The sequence below is a fragment of the Hymenobacter sedentarius genome, from assembly GCF_001507645.1.
GTDB classification, from domain to species: domain Bacteria; phylum Bacteroidota; class Bacteroidia; order Cytophagales; family Hymenobacteraceae; genus Hymenobacter; species Hymenobacter sedentarius.
In genome coordinates this window covers 1395093-1420563 of sequence record NZ_CP013909.1, presented here as the reverse complement: position 1 = coordinate 1420563, position 25471 = coordinate 1395093, and the positions used below count along the sequence as shown (strand labels likewise).

The window sequence follows — 25471 nt, the reverse complement described above, 5'->3', positions numbered from 1 at the left end:
TTAGCTACTCAAGTAACCTCCGCTACCGCATGATGGTAATGCGCTGGTTTACCACTTTGCCATTCGTAATCATGCGGCAGAAGTACACCCCATCCGCAATGTTCTCTCTCGAGAGCGGCAGGTAGTATTCGCGGCCACTTTCAACTTCGGCGTTGTAAACCGTGGTTACCAATTCACCCAGTTGGTTGTAGAGGTACACCTGAGCTTTGCCACCTTTCACCGTATGGAAGTGGATGGTGGCCTGCTCAGCCATGGGGTTCGGGTAGATTTCCAGCAGGTTGGTAGCTGGCTCATTAGTAGTAGCATTGAGCTGAGTGCTTGCTGTCTGTGCGGGAGCAGAAGTCGGCGAGCTCTGGGGCTCGTTTGCAGCAAGAGCAAAGCCCTGTTTGTACACTTTCACTGTCACGTCGTCGGAGCTCGAGTTGCGGGTATAGTAATTACTTACCCGAGTGCCGATAGTGTAGGTAGCCGAGTTAGCGGAGCCAAGGTCTACACTCCACGTGAAGCTGGCCGTGCCCTTGGTTGGGTCGGTGTTATTTATCAGCGTAACTGATACCGTACCGAGGTCAGTGCTGGTGACGCTACCATTTTTAGCGGTAGTGCGAAGCATGAACGTAACCTTCGCGTTGCTAATATTGCCAGCATTTGCATCATAGCTAGCGTCATTCGACACGGCGCTGATGTCAAACACGTTAGTAGACAAGACCACATTCACTTTCGATGCAGTAGTGCTACCAGTAGAGACGGCAGTGGGGCCCGTGTAGCTGACCCGAGCATCTTCCGGAGTTACTGTGAGCACATTGGTGACTACGCTAGGAATGTAGTTACTCAGCGTCGCCCCGCTCACAGTGGGAGTAATCGTGTAAGAGGCTGGTGCGCTAGTGGTAGTAGCTAGCGTTGTACCACTCACCACGAATACTTCCCCGGCTACGTTCCCGCTGTATGTACCAGTAAATGCTGGGTTCGGGTCGCTGTACTGCCGAGTGGCTGGGTTTGCCGTTATCGTCAGCGCCTTGGCCGTGATGGTGGCCGTGGTCGTGGCGGTGGCGTTGACGCTGTAGTTGCCAGCGGCCGTACCGGTCAGGGCAATGCTGGCCGTAACCGTCTTGCCCGTGCCCACGTTGGCGTCGGCAAACAGGCCGTTGCTGGCTGTTGCCCCCACCTTATCACTGCCAACCACGCCGGTCAGCGAAGCCAGAGCAACCGTCGCCGTCCGGGTGCCATCGTACACCTTGCTGTTGGCCGTAATGGTGGCCGTCAGCGCCTTGGCCGTGATGGTGGCCGTGGTCGTGGCGGTGGCGTTGACGCTGTAGTTGCCAGCGGCCGTACCGGTCAGGGCAATGCTGGCCGTAACCGTCTTGCCCGTGCCCACGTTGGCGTCGGCAAACAGGCCGTTGCTGGCTGTTGCCCCCACCTTATCACTGCCAACCACACCGGTCAGTGAACCCAGAGCAACCGTCGCCGTCCGGGTGCCATCGTACACCTTGTTGCTGGCCGTAATGGTGGCCGTCAGCGCCTTGGCCGTGATGGTGGCCGTGGTCGTGGCGGTGGCGTTGACGCTGTAGTTGCCAGCGGCCGTACCGGTCAGGGCAATGCTGGCCGTAACCGTCTTGCCCGTGCCCACGTTGGCGTCGGCAAACAGGCCGTTGCTGGCTGTTGGCGTTACATCATCGCCGGAAATCACACCGCTGTTTTTTGCCAGAGCAGAAATCACGTCGGCTGTCCGGGTGCCATCGTACACCTTGTTGCTGGCCGTAATGGTGGCCGTCAGCGCCTTGGCCGTGATGGTGGCCGTGGTCGTGGCGGTGGCGTTGACGCTGTAGTTGCCAGCGGCCGTACCGGTCAGGGCAATGCTGGCCGTAACCGTCTTGCCCGTGCCCACGTTGGCGTCGGCAAACAGGCCGTTGCTGGCTGTTGCCCCCACCTTATCACTGCCAACCACGCCGGTCAGTGAACCCAGAGCAACCGTCGCCGTCCGGGTGCCATCGTACACCTTGTTGCTGGCCGTAATGGTGGCCGTCAGCGCCTTGGCCGTGATAGAGAACGTATTGCCTGTGAAGCTCAGAATATAGTTAGCGCTGAGTCCTAAGCTGCCTTGGGTAATGGCGTAGCTACCCACGTTCTCGCCGCTGGCCCGCGTTAACGAGCCAATGAAGGCATCTGAACCCACCAAGCTGCCACTGGTCACAATATACGTCAACACTGGGTCTGCAGTGCCGTAAACCTTGGTCTGTCCAACAGAAGCTGCAACAGTAACATTGCGCTTGCCAATCACCAGCGTGCCCGTCACCGGCGCGGCCGTGTAGTTGGCGTTGGTCAGCGAAGCAACCACAGGGTAAGAGCCAGCGGCCGTCGGCGCCGTGGCCGAGCCGTCGTAGGTCACCGTGACCCCGTTGAGCGCAAGCGGGTCCGTGGTGAAGACTACGGTCTTGGCCGTCCCGTCGTATTGCTGGCTTAAGCTGCTAGTAACCAGGGCCAGCGTTGCGCTGGCTTTGGCAATAGTGAACTTGCCCGAAGCCGTGCCCGTGAAGTTGGCGTTGTGCAGCGTGGCTACGACGTCGTAAGTACCTGCGTTGATTGGGCTGGCTACCACCACACTTCCTTGTTTGTAGGTGAAGGTGAAGGTGCTCGTGCCCGTGGCCGTCGTGGTGGCCGTGGCCGCCAGGGCCGAACCCGTGTACTCCTGGCTCAGGTCGGCCAGCGTCACCGTGGCCGAAGCCGGGGTGATGCTCAACACACCCGTGGCCGTGCCCGTGTAGTTGGCGTTGTGCAACGTGGCCGTTACCGAGTAGTCGCCCACGTTCTTCACGTCGGCCGCCAACACTGGCGAGCCGTTCTGGCTATACACGAACGTGTAAGTGCTCGTGCCCGTGGCCGTCGTGGTGGCCGTGGCCGCCAGGGCCGAACCCGTGTACTCCTGGCTCAGGTCGGCCAGCGTCACCGTGGCCGAAGCCGGGGTGATAGAGAGCGTGCCCGTGGCCGTGCCCGTGTAGTTGGCGTTGTGCAGCGTGGCCGTTACCGAGTAGTCGCCCACGTTGGTGGGGCTGCTAACCGTTACCCCACCTTGCGTGTAGGTGAAGGTGAAGGTGCTCGTGCCCGTGGCCGTCGTGGTGGCCGTGGCCGCCAGGGCCGAACCCGTGTACTCCTGGCTCAGGTCGGCCAGCGTCACCGTGGCCGAAGCCGGGGTGATAGAGAGCGTGCCCGTGGCCGTGCCCGTGTAGTTGGCGTTGTGCAACGTGGCCGTTACCGAGTAGTCGCCCACGTTGGTGGGGCTGCTAACCGTTACCCCACCTTGGCTATACACGAACGTGTAAGTGCTCGTGCCCGTGGCCGTCGTGGTGGCCGTGGCCGCCAGGGCCGAACCCGTGTACTCCTGGCTCAGGTCGGCCAGCGTCACCGTGGCCGAAGCCGGGGTGATAGAGAGCGTGCCCGTGGCCGTGCCCGTGTAGTTGGCGTTGTGCAGCGTGGCCGTTACCGAGTAGTCGCCCACGTTGGTGGGGCTGCTAACCGTTACCCCACCTTGCGTGTAGGTGAAGGTGAAGGTGCTCGTGCCCGTGGCCGTCGTGGTGGCCGTGGCCGCCAGGGCCGAACCCGTGTACTCCTGGCTCAGGTCGGCCAGCGTCACCGTGGCCGAAGCCGGGGTGATAGAGAGCGTGCCCGTGGCCGTGCCCGTGTAGTTGGCGTTGTGCAGCGTGGCCGTTACCGAGTAGTCGCCCACGTTGGTGGGGCTGCTAACCGTTACCCCACCTTGCGTGTAGGTGAAGGTGAAGGTGCTCGTGCCCGTGGCCGTCGTGGTGGCCGTGGCCGCCAGGGCCGAACCCGTGTACTCCTGGCTCAGGTCGGCCAGCGTCACCGTGGCCGAAGCCGGGGTGATAGAGAGCGTGCCCGTGGCCGTGCCCGTGTAGTTGGCGTTGTGCAACGTGGCCGTTACCGAGTAGTCGCCCACGTTGGTGGGGCTGCTAACCGTTACCCCACCTTGGCTATACACGAACGTGTAAGTGCTCGTGCCCGTGGCCGTCGTGGTGGCCGTGGCCGCCAGGGCCGAACCCGTGTACTCCTGGCTCAGGTCGGCCAGCGTCACCGTGGCCGAAGCCGGGGTGATGCTCAACACACCCGTGGCCGTGCCCGTGTAGTTGGCGTTGTGCAACGTGGCCGTTACCGAGTAGTCGCCCACGTTGGTGGGGCTGCTAACCGTTACCCCACCTTGCGTGTAGGTGAAGGTGAAGGTGCTCGTGCCCGTGGCCGTCGTGGTGGCCGTGGCCGCCAGGGCCGAACCCGTGTACTCCTGGCTCAGGTCGGCCAGCGTCACCGTGGCCGAAGCCGGGGTGATGCTCAACACACCCGTGGCCGTGCCCGTGTAGTTGGCGTTGTGCAACGTGGCCGTTACCGAGTAGTCGCCCACGTTGGTGGGGCTGCTAACCGTTACCCCACCTTGGCTATACACGAACGTGTAAGTGCTCGTGCCCGTGGCCGTCGTGGTGGCCGTGGCCGCCAGGGCCGAACCCGTGTACTCCTGGCTCAGGTCGGCCAGCGTCACCGTGGCCGAAGCCGGGGTGATGCTCAACACACCCGTGGCCGTGCCCGTGTAGTTGGCGTTGTGCAACGTGGCCGTTACCGAGTAGTCGCCCACGTTCTTCACGTCGGCCGCCAACACTGGCGAGCCGTTCTGGCTATACACGAACGTGTAAGTGCTCGTGCCCGTGGCCGTCGTGGTGGCCGTGGCCGCCAGGGCCGAACCCGTGTACTCCTGGCTCAGGTCGGCCAGCGTCACCGTGGCCGAAGCCGGGGTGATAGAGAGCGTGCCCGTGGCCGTGCCCGTGTAGTTGGCGTTGTGCAGCGTGGCCGTTACCGAGTAGTCGCCCACGTTGGTGGGGCTGCTAACCGTTACCCCACCTTGCGTGTAGGTGAAGGTGAAGGTGCTCGTGCCCGTGGCCGTCGTGGTGGCCGTGGCCGCCAGGGCCGAACCCGTGTACTCCTGGCTCAGGTCGGCCAGCGTCACCGTGGCCGAAGCCGGGGTGATAGAGAGCGTGCCCGTGGCCGTGCCCGTGTAGTTGGCGTTGTGCAACGTGGCCGTTACCGAGTAGTCGCCCACGTTGGTGGGGCTGCTAACCGTTACCCCACCTTGGCTATACACGAACGTGTAAGTGCTCGTGCCCGTGGCCGTCGTGGTGGCCGTGGCCGCCAGGGCCGAACCCGTGTACTCCTGGCTCAGGTCGGCCAGCGTCACCGTGGCCGAAGCCGGGGTGATAGAGAGCGTGCCCGTGGCCGTGCCCGTGTAGTTGGCGTTGTGCAACGTGGCCGTTACCGAGTAGTCGCCCACGTTGGTGGGGCTGCTAACCGTTACCCCACCTTGGCTATACACGAACGTGTAAGTGCTCGTGCCCGTGGCCGTCGTGGTGGCCGTGGCCGCCAGGGCCGAACCCGTGTACTCCTGGCTCAGGTCGGCCAGCGTCACCGTGGCCGAAGCCGGGGTGATAGAGAGCGTGCCCGTGGCCGTGCCCGTGTAGTTGGCGTTGTGCAGCGTGGCCGTTACCGAGTAGTCGCCCACGTTGGTGGGGCTGCTAACCGTTACCCCACCTTGCGTGTAGGTGAAGGTGAAGGTGCTCGTGCCCGTGGCCGTCGTGGTGGCCGTGGCCGCCAGGGCCGAACCCGTGTACTCCTGGCTCAGGTCGGCCAGCGTCACCGTGGCCGAAGCCGGGGTGATGCTCAACACACCCGTGGCCGTGCCCGTGTAGTTGGCGTTGTGCAACGTGGCCGTTACCGAGTAGTCGCCCACGTTCTTCACGTCGGCCGCCAACACTGGCGAGCCGTTCTGGCTATACACGAACGTGTAAGTGCTCGTGCCCGTGGCCGTCGTGGTGGCCGTGGCCGCCAGGGCCGAACCCGTGTACTCCTGGCTCAGGTCGGCCAGCGTCACCGTGGCCGAAGCCGGGGTGATAGAGAGCGTGCCCGTGGCCGTGCCCGTGTAGTTGGCGTTGTGCAGCGTGGCCGTTACCGAGTAGTCGCCCACGTTGGTGGGGCTGCTAACCGTTACCCCACCTTGCGTGTAGGTGAAGGTGAAGGTGCTCGTGCCCGTGGCCGTCGTGGTGGCCGTGGCCGCCAGGGCCGAACCCGTGTACTCCTGGCTCAGGTCGGCCAGCGTCACCGTGGCCGAAGCCGGGGTGATAGAGAGCGTGCCCGTGGCCGTGCCCGTGTAGTTGGCGTTGTGCAACGTGGCCGTTACCGAGTAGTCGCCCACGTTGGTGGGGCTGCTAACCGTTACCCCACCTTGGCTATACACGAACGTGTAAGTGCTCGTGCCCGTGGCCGTCGTGGTGGCCGTGGCCGCCAGGGCCGAACCCGTGTACTCCTGGCTCAGGTCGGCCAGCGTCACCGTGGCCGAAGCCGGGGTGATGCTCAACACACCCGTGGCCGTGCCCGTGTAGTTGGCGTTGTGCAACGTGGCCGTTACCGAGTAGTCGCCCACGTTGGTGGGGCTGCTAACCGTTACCCCACCTTGGCTATACACGAACGTGTAAGTGCTCGTGCCCGTGGCCGTCGTGGTGGCCGTGGCCGCCAGGGCCGAACCCGTGTACTCCTGGCTCAGGTCGGCCAGCGTCACCGTGGCCGAAGCCGGGGTGATAGAGAGCGTGCCCGTGGCCGTGCCCGTGTAGTTGGCGTTGTGCAGCGTGGCCGTTACCGAGTAGTCGCCCACGTTGGTGGGGCTGCTAACCGTTACCCCACCTTGCGTGTAGGTGAAGGTGAAGGTGCTCGTGCCCGTGGCCGTCGTGGTGGCCGTGGCCGCCAGGGCCGAACCCGTGTACTCCTGGCTCAGGTCGGCCAGCGTCACCGTGGCCGAAGCCGGGGTGATAGAGAGCGTGCCCGTGGCCGTGCCCGTGTAGTTGGCGTTGTGCAACGTGGCCGTTACCGAGTAGTCGCCCACGTTGGTGGGGCTGCTAACCGTTACCCCACCTTGGCTATACACGAACGTGTAAGTGCTCGTGCCCGTGGCCGTCGTGGTGGCCGTGGCCGCCAGGGCCGAACCCGTGTACTCCTGGCTCAGGTCGGCCAGCGTCACCGTGGCCGAAGCCGGGGTGATGCTCAACACACCCGTGGCCGTGCCCGTGTAGTTGGCGTTGTGCAACGTGGCCGTTACCGAGTAGTCGCCCACGTTGGTGGGGCTGCTAACCGTTACCCCACCTTGGCTATACACGAACGTGTAAGTGCTCGTGCCCGTGGCCGTCGTGGTGGCCGTGGCCGCCAGGGCCGAACCCGTGTACTCCTGGCTCAGGTCGGCCAGCGTCACCGTGGCCGAAGCCGGGGTGATAGAGAGCGTGCCCGTGGCCGTGCCCGTGTAGTTGGCGTTGTGCAACGTGGCCGTTACCGAGTAGTCGCCCACGTTGGTGGGGCTGCTAACCGTTACCCCACCTTGGCTATACACGAACGTGTAAGTGCTCGTGCCCGTGGCCGTCGTGGTGGCCGTGGCCGCCAGGGCCGAACCCGTGTACTCCTGGCTCAGGTCGGCCAGCGTCACCGTGGCCGAAGCCGGGGTGATGCTCAACACACCCGTGGCCGTGCCCGTGTAGTTGGCGTTGTGCAACGTGGCCGTTACCGAGTAGTCGCCCACGTTGGTGGGGCTGCTAACCGTTACCCCACCTTGGCTATACACGAACGTGTAAGTGCTCGTGCCCGTGGCCGTCGTGGTGGCCGTGGCCGCCAGGGCCGAACCCGTGTACTCCTGGCTCAGGTCGGCCAGCGTCACCGTGGCCGAAGCCGGGGTGATAGAGAGCGTGCCCGTGGCCGTGCCCGTGTAGTTGGCGTTGTGCAGCGTGGCCGTTACCGAGTAGTCGCCCACGTTGGTGGGGCTGCTAACCGTTACCCCACCTTGCGTGTAGGTGAAGGTGAAGGTGCTCGTGCCCGTGGCCGTCGTGGTGGCCGTGGCCGCCAGGGCCGAACCCGTGTACTCCTGGCTCAGGTCGGCCAGCGTCACCGTGGCCGAAGCCGGGGTGATAGAGAGCGTGCCCGTGGCCGTGCCCGTGTAGTTGGCGTTGTGCAGCGTGGCCGTTACCGAGTAGTCGCCCACGTTGGTGGGGCTGCTAACCGTTACCCCACCTTGCGTGTAGGTGAAGGTGAAGGTGCTCGTGCCCGTGGCCGTCGTGGTGGCCGTGGCCGCCAGGGCCGAACCCGTGTACTCCTGGCTCAGGTCGGCCAGCGTCACCGTGGCCGAAGCCGGGGTGATAGAGAGCGTGCCCGTGGCCGTGCCCGTGTAGTTGGCGTTGTGCAACGTGGCCGTTACCGAGTAGTCGCCCACGTTGGTGGGGCTGCTAACCGTTACCCCACCTTGGCTATACACGAACGTGTAAGTGCTCGTGCCCGTGGCCGTCGTGGTGGCCGTGGCCGCCAGGGCCGAACCCGTGTACTCCTGGCTCAGGTCGGCCAGCGTCACCGTGGCCGAAGCCGGGGTGATAGAGAGCGTGCCCGTGGCCGTGCCCGTGTAGTTGGCGTTGTGCAACGTGGCCGTTACCGAGTAGTCGCCCACGTTGGTGGGGCTGCTAACCGTTACCCCACCTTGGCTATACACGAACGTGTAAGTGCTCGTGCCCGTGGCCGTCGTGGTGGCCGTGGCCGCCAGGGCCGAACCCGTGTACTCCTGGCTCAGGTCGGCCAGCGTCACCGTGGCCGAAGCCGGGGTGATAGAGAGCGTGCCCGTGGCCGTGCCCGTGTAGTTGGCGTTGTGCAGCGTGGCCGTTACCGAGTAGTCGCCCACGTTGGTGGGGCTGCTAACCGTTACCCCACCTTGCGTGTAGGTGAAGGTGAAGGTGCTCGTGCCCGTGGCCGTCGTGGTGGCCGTGGCCGCCAGGGCCGAACCCGTGTACTCCTGGCTCAGGTCGGCCAGCGTCACCGTGGCCGAAGCCTTATTAACTGTTAGTGTGGCTACAGCACTTGTAACCGCTGGGGAGCAAGTACCGCTAGCCACTACATAATATGCACCGGCATCGGCCATGGTGGCCGATGCAATTGAGTACGTGGAAGCAGTAGCGCCACTAATGGGGCTACCAGAACCTGCTGTGCCCTTGTACCACTGGTAAGTAATACCGGTTCCAGTAGCCGTTGCGGTAAAGCTGGCTGGCTCACCAAAGGTGGTAGTTGTTGACGAGGGCTGACCTACGGCAGCTATGGCGGGCACCTGGTTAATTACTACCGATGCCGTGGCGGAAGTAGCAGCACAGCCGTTGCTGGCAGCAATGGAGTTGGTTACCGTGTAGGTGCCTGCTGCACTCGAGCCAGGTGTGATTTCTCCGGTTGAGGCATTTAAGGTCAGGCCTGCTGGGGATGCGGTGAAAGTACCGGCCGTGGCACCCGAAGCGAGAGTGGCGGAGGCAGAAGAGACCGAGGAGCAATATGGAGTAGATGCGTACGAGAATGTTGCTATCGGAGCATTGGTGATAGCAACCGTAGCCGTTGCGCTATTCGTGCAGGTACCAGTCACCGTATAAGTGACGGTATATGTTCCTGCCGTGCTGGTGCTAACGTTGATTTCACCCGTGCTGGCATTCAGGGCCAGGCCGGTGGCAGCGGAGAATGTTCCGCCAGTTGCTCCGGTTACGGTTGGCGTCGGATTAACACCAGATTTACAGTACGAGCTGCCACCATAAGAGAAGGCAGCGCTTGGCTGTGGGTTTACTGCAACAGCCACGCTCCCGGTATGGGTGCAACCGTTGGCCGCTAACGTATAAACATAAGTGACGGTGACGGGCGAAGTCGTCGTGTTAATCAGTGTTTCGCTGATTGCGGCCGTAGTGCCCGAACCAGCTGCGTTGCTAATTCCTGCTACAGCGGCACGGCTCCAGCTGAAGGTGGTGCCGGCAACGGTGCTGGTAGCGGTGTAAGCAAATGCGGTGTTGCTGCAGACAGTAGCCGTAAGAGCACTGCTCAGAGTGGGCTGGTCGTTCACGGTGACAACGGCATTGCCGGTATGCGAAGTACCCGTGCAATTAGCGTCGGAAACTGCCGTTACCGAATAGGTTTTGCTACTGCCTGGGCTTACCGACACGGTATAGGGCGAGGCCGTAATATTGGTAACCGGGAACGAGGTTGTGCCATCGGAATAGGTCAGCGCCCAGGGGCCGGTTCCGGTAAGGGCCACGCTCAAGGTGGTGTTATCGCCAGCACAGATTGTGGCACTGCCGCTAAGCACTGCAGTAGGCAGGGTGTAGGCATCAACATCCACAGACCCGGTCATCGGGGCAGAGCAGCTACCGGTTGTTGCCGTGGCCAGAACCGTATAAGTACCCGCCGCCGTCTGGTTGCCAAAGGCGAGGGCCGAACCCGTGCCGGCAACTGGCGCGCCCACATTGGCTGTGCCGTTCTTGAGCTGGTAGTTCACACCGGCTTCCGAACTCGACAAGCCCACAGCTACTCCGCTGCCGCCTGCGCAGAAACGGCCTCCACCGGTTACAGTGAAAGCCGTTGGGTTGGTGTTAACCGTAACAGTAGTAGCCGACGAGGTGGCCGGGCAAGCGTTGGCGGTTACCGTGAGGGTGTAGCTGCCACTAGCCGTGGCCGAATACGTGGCGGCTGTGGCGCCCGTGATGGCAGCACCATCTTTGTTCCACTGGTAGGTGTAATCTGTGCCGGTCGATGCGCTAAGCAACACGCTGCCGCCCTGGCAGAAGGTTGTTGGCGTGGTGGTGGTAATTGTGGCAGTTGGTGCGCTGGGTTGAGATTGTAGCGTGCCCGAGGCGGCCAGTGAAGCGCAGCCCGTGCCGATTTTGTAAGTGATGCTGTACGAGCTGCCCGCCGCCAGGCCCGAGAACACGCCGCTCGTGTTGGTGTAGGTCGTCCCGTCGTTGCTGTAGGTAATGCCCGTGGCCGGGGCCGGCGAGCTCACCGTCACCGTGCCCGTGCTACTCGAGCACGTGGGCTGCTGCGTCACGCTCGCCGTCGGCGCCGCCGGGGTGGCGGGCTGGGCGTCAACGTTGAGGCTGGTAGCCGGGGATACACAGCCAGCGCTGTTCTTGGCCGTCACGCTGTACGTGGTGTTTGCCGTCAGGCCTGAAAACACGCCGCTCGTATTAGTGTAGTCCGTGCCGTTAAGGCTGTAGCTAATGCCCGGAGCCGGAGCCGGCACCGTGACCGTGATGGTACCCGTGGCGGTGGTGCACGTGGGCTGCTGTGTTACGCTAGCCGTCGGCGCCGCGGGCACCGCCTTCGGCGCCGGGGTCACGGAGTTGCTGGCCACGCTCGGGCAGCCGCCCACCGTTTGCGTAGCCGTCAGGGCCGTGGTCGCCGTCACCGTGCGCGGGTTGCCGCTGCCCGCGTCGCTCCACGTCAGCGTGCCGGCGGTAAGCAGCGCGCCGGCCGCGTCTTTGGCCGTCACCGTCGAGTTGCCGCAGTTGTCCACCACGCTCAGCACCGGCGCCGCGGGCACTGGCGTCACCGTCATTGTGACGGGGCTGCTCGTGGCCGGGCTGCCCGTGGCGCAGGCCGCGTTGGAGGTCAGCACGACGCTCACCGCGTCGTTGTTGGCCAGCGTGGTGCTGGTGAACGTGCCCGACGTGGCGCCGCTGACAGCGGTGCCGTTCACCTTCCACTGGTAGGCCGGGGCCGTGCCCCCGTTGGTGGGCGTGGCCGTGAAGGTCACCGACGTGCCCGCGCAAATGGTGCCCGAAGGAGAAGCCGTGATGCCCACGCTCACCGCTACAGTTGGAGCAATGGTCCAGCCAACTGTTACGGCGGTGGAGGGCGAAGTGCACCCGGGGCCAGTTGCCGTCCGGTAGGTTTGGATGTCAACGCTGGTGTGCCCCGCGGTGGTTAGAGAAGCGGTTGAAGTGTAGGTTTGCCAAGCGCCGCCATCGTACCGGTACTGCAGTACATCGGCCGTGGTGCCCGCCCCGCCCGAACCGGCCGTCGCCGTGGCCGACACCGAAGTGCCCGCGCACACTGAAGCCCCCGTTACGCCAGCGCCCTTTGTCAAAGTGCCGGATACCGGCTGCGATACCGCAGTACTGGTGGCAGAACCAGTCATGGGGGTTGAGCAACCACTGGTGGCATTCGTTCCAACAACTGTGTAGGTTCCCGCGACCTGACTGCCAAACGTGATAGCAGCGCCCGTACCGCTTACTGCTGAGCCTACGTTAGTTGCTCCGTTCTTTAACTGATAGTTGACCCCCGTTTCGGAGTTTGACAACCCAACGGGAACGCCTGCCCCGCCCGTGCAGTAATTACCGGTTCCTGTGACATTGTAAGCCGTGGGGTTTGGAGTAATGGTCCAGCCAACTGTTACGGCGGTGGAGGGCGAAGTGCACCCGGGGCCAGTTGCCGTCCGGTAGGTTTGGATGTCAACGCTGGTGTGCCCCGCGGTGGTTAGAGAAGCGGTTGAAGTGTAGGTTTGCCAAGCGCCGCCATCGTACCGGTACTGCAGTACATCGGCCGTGGTGCCCGCCCCGCCCGAACCGGCCGTCGCCGTGGCCGACACCGAAGTGCCCGCGCACACTGAAGCCCCCGTTACGCCAGAGCCCTTGGTCAGGGTGCCGGATACCGGCTGGGAAGTCACCGACATGGTGATGCCATTGCTCGTGGCTGGGCTTCCCGTAGCACATGGGGCATTGGAAGTCATCACACACGTGACAGCGTCATTGTTAGCCAGTGTAGTGCTCGTGAACGTGCTCGCGATTTCGCCACTCATGGCCGTACCGTTCACCTTCCATTGATAAGTCGGCGTGGTGCCGCCGTTGGTGGGCGTGGCCGTAAACTTCACAGAGGTGCCCGCACAAATAGCGCCTGTGGGCGCTGCAGCGATGCTCACGCTTGCTGCTGGGTTGACTATTATGGCTACGCTGTTAAGGGATTGCGCTTGCTTGTTAGAAGATTGAATTCTAATAACGTAGGTTCCGGAAAGAGTCCCTGAAGGTATTGTGCCAGATATAGTGTAAGGAGTAGTGCTAGCTACGCCTGTCGCGGTGCCAATAGCCGGAGGAGTGCTTGCATACGTTGTTCCATTCTGGTTTGACAGTTGCGCCGTAAAAACGTTGCCACTGTTAAATGTATTGCTACCATTACCATCTGTAGCAGTAAATGTGACAGAAATAGAGCCTCCAGGACAAAACTGAGTAGCAGAGAGAGTTGGCGTACTTATATTTTGTCCTGCACCCGGTAAACTAGCTGCCATAAATAGGAAGCCTGATAGAAATAGAAATTTAGAGTAAGGGCTATTAGAGGCACTACTAGCACTTGTAGTAAGGCGCAGCGCAGCCTTGTAGCCTGAAAGCAGGAACAGCAAGAACCGGTAGGCCCTAAATAATCTCCCGTTTGCGGTGGGGGGTATGTGTGTGTTCATAAAAGGGAAGCTTTAGGTTTACAAACGGGGATTCAATTGTCTATTAAGTGCAAATTTCTCCAGAAGACCTGTCCAGGAAAGAAGAGAATTAACTGGGCAGGACAGTTTTGTGGTTTCTACAAAACGGATTCAAATTTAGTAAGGACTTTTTCAATAAAAAAAGGTGATTTATATAATCTTTAAAGATTTTTCACAGTATATTCTTGGACAAATGCGAAATGTTGAGCTAAAAAAATATCAAATATGGCTTTTTATAACTTTAAAGGCATTAATTTGGAATAAGTTAAATATCATGAATTCCATATATTTTTTTTTGGAAAGCCACTATTATTTTGAAACAAGGTGCTCGTTGCCCTCGCTATCGGCTAAAATCACTTGATACAGGTGTTTATAAAGAGCCTATAAACTGAAGCATAAGCTCTGGGGCTGCCATCAGAAGTGATAGGCATCAGATATTGTGTCCAAAACCGACTTACTGACTTGGCCACCGCCAGCATTTGGGCTGTAGCCATCACTCGGCTTGCTCAGTTAGGCATTTGCCTCTCTCAAATTTAATCAACCTGGTAAAGTTCAATTTTATTGAATTATGCCAGCTTAAGACATATCCAGGAGCTGAACACTAACTATACTGTAATACACTGCCCTTCAATCAGCTCAATCGCCAGCCCAAGTAACGCGTCCAACTACGGCTGTCCTACCGGTTATAGAGCATACTTTGGAAAAGCTTCCAAGCTTGGGCATTGAATTGGCACCGCCCTTGCCGCCACGCTGCTCTGCGGCTTGCGCGTTGGTCATGGCCGCACAGAATGCCGGATTTAGATATCAACCCGGAAACTTAACCCGTCATTTACCGGGCTGAAAGTCAACTTTAACAGGCAATTAGTTGATTTGAACGAACTCTTCTTTGTAGCAGCCTCCAATGAAATCTAGCTTGTACTGCCAAACCGTATGGTTCCGGATTATTGAGCCGGTTCTTTTTATTGGGTAGCGCTATTTGCTGCAGCAGGATAAACGGGAAAGCCGATATGGACACGTTAACATCGCTGCTTCCCAGCTTCATGACCCCGACCGCTAAGCTTACCTGCCTGCTCGTTGACGACAACGAGATGAACCGGCTGACCCTTGAACACTTAATTGAGCTAACCCCCGAACTGGAGCTGTTGGGCTCGTTCGCTAATGCGGTGGATTGCCTGGCGTTCTTCCGCGATGGTGGCCAGGTCGACATCGCCTTTTTGGATATTGAAATGCCCATGCTTTCGGGGCTGGACCTGGTGCGCATCCTGCCCACGCCCCAGCCCGATATTGTCCTCGTCACCTCGCACCGCGACTTTGCCATCAATGCGTTTGAGCTGAACGTGACCGATTACGTGGTGAAGCCCGTAGAATTCCCTCGGTTTCTGCAGGCCGTGGAGCGCGTACTGAAGCGCCGCCAGGTGCCGGCCAGCCAGCCAGCCAGAGCCGACCCCGGTGCCGGCCCCGCCCCATGACCAGCACCTGTTCGTGAAGGTGAACAAGAAGATGGTGCGGGTGAATTTCGAAGAGCTGTTGTTCATCGAAGCCATGTCCGACTACTCGGTGCTGGTGCTGGATAAGCAAAAGCTCATTGTATACAGTACCCTCAAGAGTCTGGAGGAGCGTTTGCCAGAGTCCTTTTCTGCCCGCGTGCACCGCTCCTACATCGTCAACACCCGTCGCATCGACGTGGTAGAAGACCATATGTTGGCCTTCAGCAAGCATGAGGTACCGGTCAGCAAATCCTACCAAGAAGGCTTCTATCGCCGGCTGCGGGGAATTTAAAATTGAGCCGGATTTACTCACCTCACCCCTACCGGGCACGGCCCCGGCCCCTCTCCAAAAGAGAGGGGAGTCACGGCGGCACAATCCTGTCATTGCGAGCGCATCGCGGCAATCCGTCCACTTTGTGCGACCAACTCTAAGAAGTGATAAGCTGTTGTTTTAATTAAGACAGAAAAAGCCCCGACACTGCGTAGTGCCGGGGCTTTTCACATTAGAAGGCAAGTCGCTGAGAACAGGACGGATTGCTTCGTCCTGCGTCCTCGCAATGACAGGACTGTGCCGCCGTGACTCCCCTCTCTTTTGGAGAGGGGCCGGGGCCGTGCCCGGTAGGGGTGAGGTTCTACGGCAACCCCGCCCCTACTCACCCGGCAGCTCCACAGGCAGAGCGGCCAGCGCCCGGTTCACGGAGACCACCAGTTGGGCTACCAGAGCGCCTCGTTCAGCGGTGGCCTGGCCGGAGTTGGGGGCTTTTTCCAGAATGGTTACCACACTCGCTACTCCTGCCACTCCCAACGCCGCCAAGTTGGGCTTGACGTGGTGGGTGAGCTCGGCTACTTTTTCCCACTGCCCGGCCCATGCAGCATCCTGCATCTGGTGCAGGCTGGCTGGCGTATTGGCCAGGAAAGAGCGGATGATTTTGGTTACAAACGCTTCGCGGCCGTGGGCCATGGCACGCAGCTTGGTGAGGTCGTAGGGGAGCGTGGTGCGCGGCGCGTAGGGCATTCAGCTTGTGGTAGAGCGCTTCCTCCTCGAAAGGCTTGGCCAGGCAATCGTTCATGCCGGCGGCACGGTACCGCTCGTTGTCTTCCCGGAATGCGTTGGCGGTAAGCGCCAGGATGGGCACCTGCGCCCGCACGGGGTCGGGCAGCTGGCGCACGGCCCGGGTTACCTCCACCCCGCTCAAGCCGGGCATCTGAATGTCCATTAGCACCACGTCGTACACGTGGTCGGTGAGCAGACGCAGGCCTTTTTCGCCGTCTACGGCTTCTTCCAGGATAACGCCCCACTCCTCGAGCATAAAGCGGGCTACTTCGCGGTTGATTTCGTTGTCCTCCACCAGCAGCACGCCCAGTATCCACTGCCGCAGCTCGGCATCGGGCACGGCGGCCGGGTTTACAAACCGGTAGCGGTACTGGTGGTCGACCACGAATACCTCGGCGGGCAACTCGTTGAGGATGGTTTCGTAGAATCGCTGCTGTTCCTGCAGCTGCTGCTCGGCCCGGACGCGGGCCGTGGTTTCGAATACGTACAGGTTGATGTTGCCCTCGGCGACAAACGGCTCGGCGTGCACGCTGAACCAGCGCTGGCCGAGGGCTCCCTCCTCTTTAGAAGGAGTGCACTGGGCCAGGGCCTGCGCCGCCAGTGCCCGCTGCCAGCTTATACGCTCGGCCGGCGCCAGCCCGAGGCCCAGTTGCCGGGCGGCGCTGTTGGCATAGAGCTGGCGGCCCGAAGCCGCGAGGCGCAACACCGGGTACGGGTTCTGCTGCGGAATGCGGGCAACGGCTTCCAGCTCGGCCAGGAGCTGGAAGCGCTGGGTGGCATCGGTTTCGTCGGTAAGGCACAGCAGCTGCCGTGCCGGCCGGCCCGTGGTGGCGGGCTCGGGCTGGGTGCTGCTGGCCACCACTCGCCCGGAGCGCAGGGGTAGGGTTTCGCCGCCCTCGTGGGGCACGCGGGCCAGCACCTGGGGCTGCACGTGGGCCAGCAGTTCGGCCAGGGCCCGGCCCCGCCACTCGGCGGGGGCATCGGGCAGGTTGCATAAGGCAAAGAAGCGTTGGTTGAGGACTTCAATGCGCCCATCGGTGCCGAACAGCACCACGCCCTCCGGCAATAAGTCAAGCAGCAGGCTGAACTGCTGGGCTTCTGCTTCGCCCGCGGCGGGGAAGCGGGCCAGCGCCTCTGATAAGGCAGCGTGGATCTGTTGAGCCTGAGCAAAGGCTTCGTTGTGGGAAGCAGATGCAGGATGGGAAGTTGTAGAAAGCATAATAAAGGGCAACTACAATATCCGGCCCGCCCTCCCTTCTACTGCGCCGTACCCGCTCAACGCAAGCATATTCTGTCCCAAGCGCAGGATTTGCTAGCCCAACAACAGTTTGTGGCGGCCAACGGCAAGCTCTGCTTTCCGGCAGCCATTACGTGCCATTGCAACAGAGAATTTGCTCACCCATCGGCACAAATTGGCACTTAGCCGAGAACAAATACTCCACGGCAATGTGCAAACATACATTTGTATCGTTCAAACAAAGCCGCCAATATCATTACCGCCATGCGCTCTTTCACTGTCCTCACCGCCTCTTTTCTAACTTGCCTTTTCACCCTGATTACTGCCACCTCGCACGCTCAAATCGCCCTTGCCAGCAACCGCAGCTTGGCGTCGAGCAACCCGCGAGGCACCACCAACACCACGCCAACGCCCACCGCCGAGCCCACGAAAATGATGACGCTGGTGGGCAAAATCACCAACCCGGCCGGCGTACTGCCCGGCGCCGTGGTTATCCTGACGGGCACCAAGCAAATGGCCGTGACCAACGCCGAAGGCGAATTCCAGTTCACTGTCCCGGCCAATGCGGGCCCCCTCGCCGCCCGGGTCACCTATGCCGGCTACGCCGACGAGTCCACAACTCTAAACGCCGCCGCTTCTAGCTCAACCGTGAACCTGGCTAATGCGACGGTCATCGTGGTGCCGCGCAAGCACCAGCTCAAAGCCTACCTCAAAACTGCCCGCAAGCAGGTGAAGCGCAGCCGCAAGCAAATCCGCAAATAAGCGGCCCTCCTCTTCCTTAGGGAGTTGCAAAAGCCTTGGCCTCTCCGGCCGAGGCTTTTTTTGGATCAACAGGGGCCCACGCGGCCGCAGCGGGTCGGTGCGAAAGGGCCGTTGTGCTACATTCGCCTAACCGTGGCCGCCAGGGCCGGCGCGGGTAGTAATTACCTTGTTTGAATCGTTACCATGAAAAAGCTTTCCATCTTTTGCCTGCTGGGAATTGGGCTGCTGGCGGCCCGCCCGGCGCTGCCACCCGCCCCGGTTAAGGGGCTGAAATCCATTAAAGCGCAGGCCCTGCGGGAACTGCAGGCCCAGTACTCCGACTACAAGCAGGTGGCGCTGCGCATCTGGGGCTTCGCCGAAGTGGGGTACAAGGAAACCCAAAGCTCGGCCTTGCTGCAGAAGACCCTGCGCGACAACGGCTTCGAGGTACAGGCCGGGGTGGCCGACATTCCCACGGCCTTCGTGGCGACTTACGGCAGCGGCCAGCCGGTCATCGGCGTTCTGGCCGAGTTTGATGCCTTGCCGGGGTTATCGCAGCAGGCCGTGCCCGAGAAAAAGCCCGTGGCGGGCCTGGATGCGGGCCACGGCTGCGGGCACAATCTCTTTGGCACGGCCAGCGTGGCCGCAGGCATTGAGATTAAGAAGCTGCTGCAGGAAGGCAAGCTGCGGGGCACCATTAAGGTGTACGGCACGCCCGCCGAAGAAGGCGGCAGCGGCAAAGTGTACATGGTGCGGGCCGGGTTATTCAACGGCGTAGACGCGGTGGTGCACTGGCACCCGGGCAACGAGAACCGGGCCATGATGAACAACTACCTGGCCAACACCTCGGCCAAGTTCCGCTTTCACGGCGTGGCCTCGCACGCGGCCATGTCGCCGGAGCGCGGCCGCAGCGCGCTCGATGCCGTGGAAGCCATGGACAACATGGTGAACATGATGCGCGAACACGTGCCGCAGGAAACGCGCATTCACTACGTCATCACCAACGGCGGCAAAGCGCCCAACGTGGTGCCCGACTACGCCGAAGTGTATTACTACGTGCGGCACCCCAACCGGGAAAACGTGAAAGACATCTTTGCCCGCGTGGTGAAAGCTGCCGAAGGGGCCGCGCTGGGCACCGGCACCACCATGGATTACGAACTCATTGGCGGCACGCACGACCTGCTGCTCAACGAAACCCTGGCCCGCGCCCTGCAAACCAATCTGGAGCAGGTGGGCGGCGTGCGCTACAGCCCGGAGGAGCTAGCGTTTGGCAAGCAAATCCAGGCCTCGCTGGGCTTTGCCGTGCCGGCCGTGGAGACGGCCGGTGGCGTATCGCCCTTCACCACCCGCGACGGCGGCGGCAGCACCGACGTGGGCGATGTGAGCTACGTGGTGCCCACCGTAGGCCTGGAGGCCGCCACCTGGATTCCGGGCACGCCGGCGCACAGCTGGCAGGCGGTGGCCTGCAGCGGCCTCGAAGTGGGCACCAAGGGCATGATGGTGGCTGCCAAAACCATGACGCTGACTGCCATCGACCTTTTTGGCGACCCGGCGTTGCTTGCGAAGGCCAAAACCGAGTTCAAGCAGGACGTGGGCAGCTACGTATACAAGCCCCTGCTGGGCGACCGCAAACCGGCCCTCAATTACCGGGATTAGGCCCTAAGCTCGGCAGTAAGAGGTACCTTTAGGTTATGAATGCGCTCCATCAGCTGCTGCGTTGCGGCCTGCTCCTGCTGGCCTTGGCCGGCGCCGCGGCTTGCGAATCGGCGGAGCCAGCCCCGCAGGACGGCTTGGTCGAACACCTGGCCCTGGGCAATCCCAGCGGCGCTACGACTGATGCCAGCTTTCCGAACAACTACCTGTTGGTGAAGCCCCAATACGTGGTGGGGTACAGCCGCGACCAGGGCAAGCCCAACTGGGTGAGCTGGCACCTCAGCGCCGACTGGCTCGGGAGCGCCGCGCGGCAGGACGACTTCCGGCCCGATGCCGACCTGCCCGCCGGCTGGTACCAGGCCACGGCCAGCAGCTACAGCGGCTCGGGTTTCGACCGCGGCCACAACTGCCCCTCCGCCGACCGCACGCGAACGGCGGCCGACAACTCGGCTACGTTCCTCATGACCAACATGATGCCCCAGGCCCCGCGCAACAACCAGCAAACCTGGGCCAGCCTGGAAGAGTACTGCCGCACCTTGGTGGGCCAGGGCAAAGAACTCTACATAATGGCTGGCAGCTACGGCCGCGGCGGCACCGGCGCCAATGGCTACGCCACCACCCTCGATCAAGGCCGCATTACCGTGCCCGCCCACTGCTGGAAGGTGGTCGTCGTGCTCACGAGCGGGACCAACGACGCCAGCCGGGTAACCAGTGCCACGCGGGTAATTGCCGTCGACATCCCCAACGACAACGGCCTGAATGCCAGCTGGGCCCAGTACCGAACCAAGGTTGATGCCATTGAAGCCGCCACTGGCTTGGATGTTCTTTCGGAAGTAACTCCCGCCGTTCAGAAAGCCATAGAAGCCCGAGTAGATACCGGCCCGACGAATTGAGCTGATTCCGCCGCACGTTGCATGGCCGCCGTTCGCGGCTCAGTGCTTCTTAGAGTAGCTTTGGAGTCGCTGTCCCGTAGCGCGGACTTTTAGTCCGCGAGGCAGTTGCTTTACGGCCCCGCGGACTAAAAGTCCGCGCTACTGCCCAGCCTTACACTTAATTTTAAACGCTCTAAATCAGCCTTTAGAAAAGCTTGCGCAGGGCCCAGAGGCTCCAGCAAATAACCATCAGGCCCACGCCCTGGAACATCCAGCGGGTGGGGATGCGCCCAGCCAGTCGGGCTGCAATCGGGGCCGCCGCCACGCCGCCGACAATCAGGCCGGCCACAATCTGCCAGTGGGAGATGCCGATGAGCGTGAAGAAGGTGAAGGCGCTGGCGAAAGTCACAAAGAACTCGACCAGGCTGACCGTGCCGATGACATATTGCGGCGTGCGGCCCGTGGCGATGAGCGTGCTCGTTACCAGCGGGCCCCAGCCCCCGCCGCCAAACGAATCCAAAAAGCCGCCGGCCCCGGCCAGCCAGCCGGCGTGCTTCACTTTGCGCCGCTGCTGCGGCTGCGTGCGCAGCGCCTTGTTCAGGATGCGGATGCCTAGAATAAGCAGGTAGACGGCCAGCAGCGGCTTCACCCAATTGGCATACTGCTCGCCAAAATGCGCCAGCACCAGGGCCCCACTAATGGAGCCGGCCACGCCGGGCAGCAGCAGCACCCGAAACAGGCGCTTGTTGACGTTGCCGAAGCGGTAGTGCTGGTAGCCCGAGGCCCCACTGGCAAATACCTCGGCCGTGTGGATGCTGGCGCTCACCGCCACCGGGTTCAGCCCCAGCGACATGAGGCTGATGGCCGACACCACCCCGTAGCCCATGCCCAGCAGCCCGTCAATTAATTGGGCTGCGAAGCCGACGGCCACGAACATATAGAAGGTACCCGAGCCCCGCAGCACCGCCACTACCTGCGCCAGCGTGACGTAGTAAGACGCAATGTTGATGAGAATAAACAGGGCAAACGTGAGCAGCGCGCCCGTGGCAATGCGCCGCCAGTAGGCCGTGGCCGGCGACTCGTAGGCCGGGCCATAGGCCAGCTCGGCCGTGGCGGCGTTCAACGCCTTGATTCTGCTGGCGAAATCGCCGGTGAGTCGGGTGCGAATGACGGTCATGTGCTGCAGGAGCGTGTGCAGCTCGCCGGGCAGGGCTTCTTCCAGCACGCTGCGCAGGCGCTTGGCCACGGTGGGCAGCATGCCGTTGGTGGAGATGGCCACTTTCAAATCGCCTTTCTGCACCACCGAGGCCATGTAGAAGTCGCAGGCCTCCGGCGCGTTGGCTACGTTGGTGAGAAGGTGACGAGTGGCAGCAGCGGCTTTGATGCGGTGGTTGAGCGCCTCGTCGTCGGTGGCCACAAACAGGAAATCCTGGCCTTCCAGGTCGTCGTCTTGGTACGGACGGGCGTGGAGCTGCACCCGTGGATGCTGGCCCACCAGGGCCTGCAGCGCGGGCAGCGGGTCTGGCGCTACGACTGTCACGGCCGTTTCGGGGCTGTTGTGCAGGATGGCCGTGAGCTTTTCGAGGGCCACCTGCCCGCCGCCCACCAGCAGCACCCGAAACTTCTCCAGCCGCAGGAACACCGGAAACAGCGCATTGGCCGTCGTCGGGGAAGCATGGGGCGATTTCGGTCTGGTCACAACGGAAGCGGGTGGGCAGTATGGGTCAAGGGCTAAAAGGTACGGCGTTGGGCTGGCTTAGCAGCCGTGCCCGGTCGGAAGACGGGCTTCCGGCTGAGCCAAATTATACTGATAGGAAGCCGACCCTTAATGGCCGTCAAAATCAAGCTCAACGTCGCCGCCCACGGGGTAGCCAGTGCAGGTCAGGACCAGGCCGCGGGCCAGCTCGCGGTCGGTCAGCACTTCGTTGGTGGCCATCCACACGCGGCCTTGGGTGCAGCGCACGGCGCAGTTGCCGCACTGGCCCACCTCGCAGCTGTAGGGCAGGTGCAGGCCCTGGCGCTTGGCCGCCTGCAAAATGGTGTCGGGGTATTGCACAAGCAGCTCGTGGAGCTGGCCGCGCGCCCGTACCCCCACCCGGTGCGGCGCGGTATCGGGCGGTAGCACCGGGGCCCGCACATCGGCCCCGGTGTAAAACAGTTCCCGGCGGATGTGGCTGAGCGGCAGGCCGGCCTCGTGCAGGCCGTAGGTGCCCATGCGCATGTAGTTCAGCGGCCCGCAGAGGTAGCCCAAGGTGCGGCCGGGCGCGTACGGGGCTTGCTCCTTCACCAGCGTTTCGAGCAGCTCTTTGTGGAGGTGGGCGCGGTACAGCAAAGGGTTATCGCTGTAAAACAGCTCAATATGCAGCTGCCCGGGGAGTCGTTGAGCCAAATCCTCGAGCTCCACCAGAAACAGGGTTTCGGCCGCCGAGCGGTTGCTGTAGAACAGCAGCACCCGCAGGTGCGGGTGGGCATGAAGCGCCGTTTTGAGCAGCGAGAAAATCGGCGTGATGCCGCTGCCGGCCGCCAGCAGAATGAGCTGGTCGTAGTCGTCTGGGTTAGGCGGCAGGGTGAAGAAGCCCCCGACCCCGCTGGTGTGTACCTGGTCGTCCACCTGGATTTGGTCGACGAGCCAGCGCGAAAACAAGCCGTTGTCAACGCGCTTCACGGTGATGGCGGGCGGCTCGTGCAGCACCGGCGTGGAGTTGAACGAGTACGACCGGCGTACTTCGCCTCCATACTGCGGGTGCACCAGGGTCAGGTACTGGCCGGGCTCGTAGCGCAGGGTTTCGCCGGGCTGGGGCTCCAGCACCAGCGTCCGGGCCCGGGGCGTGGGCGAGTGCACCTCCCGCACAGTCAGCACCTGATAGATATCCTGCATGAATCGGTGGGAGAGCAATTCCCTAAATTAAATTATTTCAAGAAATTCTTGATACAAGATTCGGGCAACGGACCCATTAAAAATTTCAATAACAAAAAATAACACCGCTGTGGGTACGAGTTCAACCCAACTTTGGGCAGCCTGCTTACGAAGCAAAAAGAGCCGGGGTTCGGTGCCAAATGCCCGGTTTGGGCGGAGGAAAACTTACTTTTTAAGCACAAGATTAAGGCATAAAAGACCGCCTTCAGATAGCATAAACCCAGCTGTAGTGGCGTAGGGCTGACTTGTTACTGTTGTAGTTGAATATTTATACAATTCCGTTATTTTATAGATACAAAACCAGCCACCATACAATGCCGTATGCGTTTCGTTTTACACTTAGCAAAGGTTTATTGAGGTGGTCCAGCTAAGCCGAACACAATTAGGACATGGTTTGGAGGTGGGATTCGAAGTGGTTGGGTGATTGGTAGCCGAGGGCGGTGTGGCGGCGTTCGGCGTTGTAGTAAGCGATGTAGTGGCTGATTTCGAGCCGGGCTTCGGCCAGGCCGGGGAAGACGCCGCCGTCGAGCAGTTCGGTTTTCAGCCGGCTCCAAAACGATTCGGCGTGGGCGTTGTTGTAGCAGTTGCCACACCGGCTCATGCTCGGCAAGGCCCCGTGCCGGGCCAGCAGGTCCTTGAATCGGGTGGCCGCGTACTGGCTGTCCTGGTCGGCGTGCACGATCAGGCCGGCCGCCGGCTTGAGGTGGTCTAGGTAAAACGGACAGCGAGACGTCTTAACTTCCGCTGCCCATGACTGAAAAATCGAATCTTGGAGGAAGCCCCTCCACCCGCAAGAAATACACGCCGGCGTTTAAAGCCGAGTGCGTCCGCCAAGTAGCAGCGGGTACGCGGCAAAGCGACGTGGCCCGTGCCCAGGGCATTTCACCAGCCCTGCTGGGGCGCTGGCAACGCCAGGCCCTGGAAGCCGCCGTGCCCAGCAGCGCGGAGCGCGACGAAATCAAGCAGCTGCGGGCCGTGCTCAAGCGCGTGGAAATGGAGCGCGACATTTAAAAAAAAGTCGTGACCATCTTCTCCCAACCGCCTCAGTGATGAGCCGCTACGCTTTCCTCGCGGCCTGCACCGAGGCGTGGCCCGTGCAGCTGCTCTGCCAGGTGCTGGCCGTGCGTGAGCCCCGCCGGGTATTACCAGTGGCGGCACCGGCCGGCCGCCGCGCCGGCTCCGTGGCAAGTGGCGGCGCAAGCGGCCTTTACGCGCCACGCCCGACGCTACGGCACGCGGCGGCTACGGGCCGAGTTACACGCGGAAGGGCACGCCGTGGGCCGCTACGCGTTGCGCACCTGGCTGCACCGGCACGACTTACACGCCTTGAGCACCCGCCCGCACCGGCCGCGCACCACCGTGGCCGGCCCGGCGGCTGTGGTGGCGGAGAACCGCTTGCTGGGTCAGCCGTTCCCCACCGCCCCGAATCAGGTCTGGGTCGGCGACATCACCTACTTGCCGCTGGTGGGCGGGCGCTGGTGCTACCTGGCTACTTGGCGCGATGCCTGCTCGCGGCGCGTAGTGGGCTGGCACCTAGCCGCGCAGATGCCCACCGAGTTGGTGCTCCACGCCCTGGAACAGGCCCTGACGCTCCGCCAGCCCGCGCCGGGGCTCATCGTGCACGCCGACCGCGGCAGCCAGTACACTAGCGCGGCCTGTCGCGCCCGCATCGCCCAAGCCGGGGCCGTGCCCAGCTTCAGCCGGCCGGGCAACCCGTATGACAACGCGCAGGCCGAAGCCGGCTGGAGCACGCTTAAAACCGAATTATTGCCTCCAGGCTCCACTTTCGCCTCGCTCGAAGAAGCCCGCTTGGAAGTGGCCCATTATCTCGACACCTACTTCAACCTCGACCGTCGCCACTCCGCGCTCGGCTACCGCTCGCCTCACCAATTTGAACAGGAATTCAAAGCCAACCTACCTTAGCTAACTGTCCGTTTTTACTGAACCACCCCATACTATGCCGTACCTGCGGAGTGACGTGCGTGGGGCGCTACACGCAAAACGCCCCCCGCTCGGCTGGTAAAAGCGGCGGGGGGCGTTGTTGGACAATAAGGTTGGCGGCGACCGACTCTCCCACCGGTGAAGGCAGTACCATAGGCGCACCGGGGCTTAACGGCTCTGTTCGGAATGGGAAGAGGTGAACACCCGGGCTAAAGCCACCATTGCTGGCGGGT

12 protein-coding genes and 1 rRNA gene are annotated in these 25471 nt (G+C 62.0%); 7 read left to right on the top strand and 6 right to left on the bottom strand.

Features of this window, described 5'->3' with window-relative positions:
- Nucleotides 1-22 precede the first annotated feature (22 nt).
- Nucleotides 23-12739, bottom strand: coding sequence for an MBG domain-containing protein (locus tag AUC43_RS05800; RefSeq protein ID WP_199243502.1), 12717 nt, complete (start codon nt 12737-12739; stop codon nt 23-25).
- A 1637-nt stretch (nt 12740-14376) separates the two neighbouring features.
- On the opposite strand from AUC43_RS05800, the gene AUC43_RS05790 reads away from it, so the two are divergent.
- Both AUC43_RS05790 and AUC43_RS05785 read left to right on the top strand, forming a co-directional pair.
- Nucleotides 14377-14805, top strand: coding sequence for a LytR/AlgR family response regulator transcription factor (locus tag AUC43_RS05790; protein WP_157780950.1), 429 nt, complete (start codon nt 14377-14379; stop codon nt 14803-14805).
- On the top strand, nt 14786-15115 hold the full coding sequence (locus AUC43_RS05785; protein WP_068190943.1) for a LytR/AlgR family response regulator transcription factor: 330 nt from the start codon (nt 14786-14788) through the stop codon (nt 15113-15115). Before AUC43_RS05790 ends, AUC43_RS05785 begins: the two co-directional genes overlap by 20 nt.
- Nucleotides 15116-15554: 439 nt before the next feature.
- Here the strand turns inward: AUC43_RS05785 and AUC43_RS05780 are convergent, their stop codons facing one another.
- Nucleotides 15555-17096 carry a response regulator gene (locus tag AUC43_RS05780; RefSeq protein WP_082684933.1) on the bottom strand — a complete coding sequence of 514 codons (1542 nt, stop codon included), beginning with the start codon at nt 17094-17096 and terminating at the stop codon, nt 15555-15557.
- Between the two features lie 282 nt (nt 17097-17378).
- On the opposite strand from AUC43_RS05780, the gene AUC43_RS05775 reads away from it, so the two are divergent.
- The 3 genes from AUC43_RS05775 (at nt 17379) to AUC43_RS05765 (ending at nt 20401) form a co-directional block, all read left to right on the top strand.
- A complete protein-coding gene (locus AUC43_RS05775; protein ID WP_157780949.1) occupies nt 17379-17876 on the top strand; it encodes a carboxypeptidase regulatory-like domain-containing protein in 498 nt (165 codons plus the stop codon).
- Nucleotides 17877-18059: 183 nt separating this feature from the next.
- Nucleotides 18060-19511, top strand: coding sequence for an amidohydrolase (locus tag AUC43_RS05770; RefSeq protein ID WP_068190938.1), 1452 nt, complete (start codon nt 18060-18062; stop codon nt 19509-19511).
- 35 nt (nt 19512-19546) lie between these two features.
- Entirely contained in the window at nt 19547-20401 is an 855-nt protein-coding gene (locus AUC43_RS05765; RefSeq protein WP_068190935.1) for a DNA/RNA non-specific endonuclease, read from the top strand.
- A 184-nt stretch (nt 20402-20585) separates the two neighbouring features.
- Here AUC43_RS05765 and AUC43_RS05760 read toward each other — a convergent pair whose 3' ends face one another.
- The 3 genes from AUC43_RS05760 to AUC43_RS05750 form a co-directional block, all read right to left on the bottom strand.
- On the bottom strand, nt 20586-22079 hold the full coding sequence (locus tag AUC43_RS05760) for a TSUP family transporter (protein ID WP_068190933.1): 1494 nt from the start codon (nt 22077-22079) through the stop codon (nt 20586-20588).
- A gap of 126 nt (nt 22080-22205) precedes the next feature.
- The gene (locus AUC43_RS05755; protein WP_068190931.1) at nt 22206-23258 is read right to left on the bottom strand and encodes a ferredoxin--NADP reductase; all 1053 of its coding nucleotides are present in this window, start codon (nt 23256-23258) and stop codon (nt 22206-22208) included.
- Nucleotides 23259-23679: 421 nt separating this feature from the next.
- The gene (locus tag AUC43_RS05750; protein ID WP_068190930.1) at nt 23680-23976 is read right to left on the bottom strand and encodes an integrase core domain-containing protein; all 297 of its coding nucleotides are present in this window, start codon (nt 23974-23976) and stop codon (nt 23680-23682) included.
- A 71-nt stretch (nt 23977-24047) separates the two neighbouring features.
- On the opposite strand from AUC43_RS05750, the gene AUC43_RS05745 reads away from it, so the two are divergent.
- Complete coding sequence (locus AUC43_RS05745) at nt 24048-24308, top strand: transposase (RefSeq protein ID WP_068190928.1); 261 nt, start codon at nt 24048-24050, stop codon at nt 24306-24308.
- Nucleotides 24309-24422: 114 nt separating this feature from the next.
- Entirely contained in the window at nt 24423-25220 is a 798-nt protein-coding gene (locus AUC43_RS05740) for an IS3 family transposase (RefSeq protein ID WP_068190926.1), read from the top strand.
- A 129-nt stretch (nt 25221-25349) separates the two neighbouring features.
- On the opposite strand, the gene rrf is transcribed toward AUC43_RS05740, so the two are convergent.
- Nucleotides 25350-25461: ribosomal RNA gene (rrf, locus tag AUC43_RS05735) — 5S ribosomal RNA — on the bottom strand.
- Nucleotides 25462-25471: the final 10 nt, after the last annotated feature.

Excerpts from the sequence above, each read along its gene's own strand:
- AUC43_RS05790 (WP_157780950.1), top strand. The coding sequence starts at position 14,377 with ATGACCCCGACCGCTAAGCTTACCTGCCTGCTCGTTGACGACAACGAG.
- AUC43_RS05780 (WP_082684933.1), bottom strand. The coding sequence starts at position 17,096 with ATGCTTTCTACAACTTCCCATCCTGCATCTGCTTCCCACAACGAAGCC.
- AUC43_RS05775 (WP_157780949.1), top strand. The coding sequence starts at position 17,379 with ATGCGCTCTTTCACTGTCCTCACCGCCTCTTTTCTAACTTGCCTTTTC.
- AUC43_RS05770 (WP_068190938.1), top strand. The coding sequence starts at position 18,060 with ATGAAAAAGCTTTCCATCTTTTGCCTGCTGGGAATTGGGCTGCTGGCG.
- AUC43_RS05765 (WP_068190935.1), top strand. The coding sequence starts at position 19,547 with ATGAATGCGCTCCATCAGCTGCTGCGTTGCGGCCTGCTCCTGCTGGCC.
- AUC43_RS05755 (WP_068190931.1), bottom strand. The coding sequence starts at position 23,258 with ATGCAGGATATCTATCAGGTGCTGACTGTGCGGGAGGTGCACTCGCCC.
- AUC43_RS05745 (WP_068190928.1), top strand. The coding sequence starts at position 24,048 with ATGACTGAAAAATCGAATCTTGGAGGAAGCCCCTCCACCCGCAAGAAA.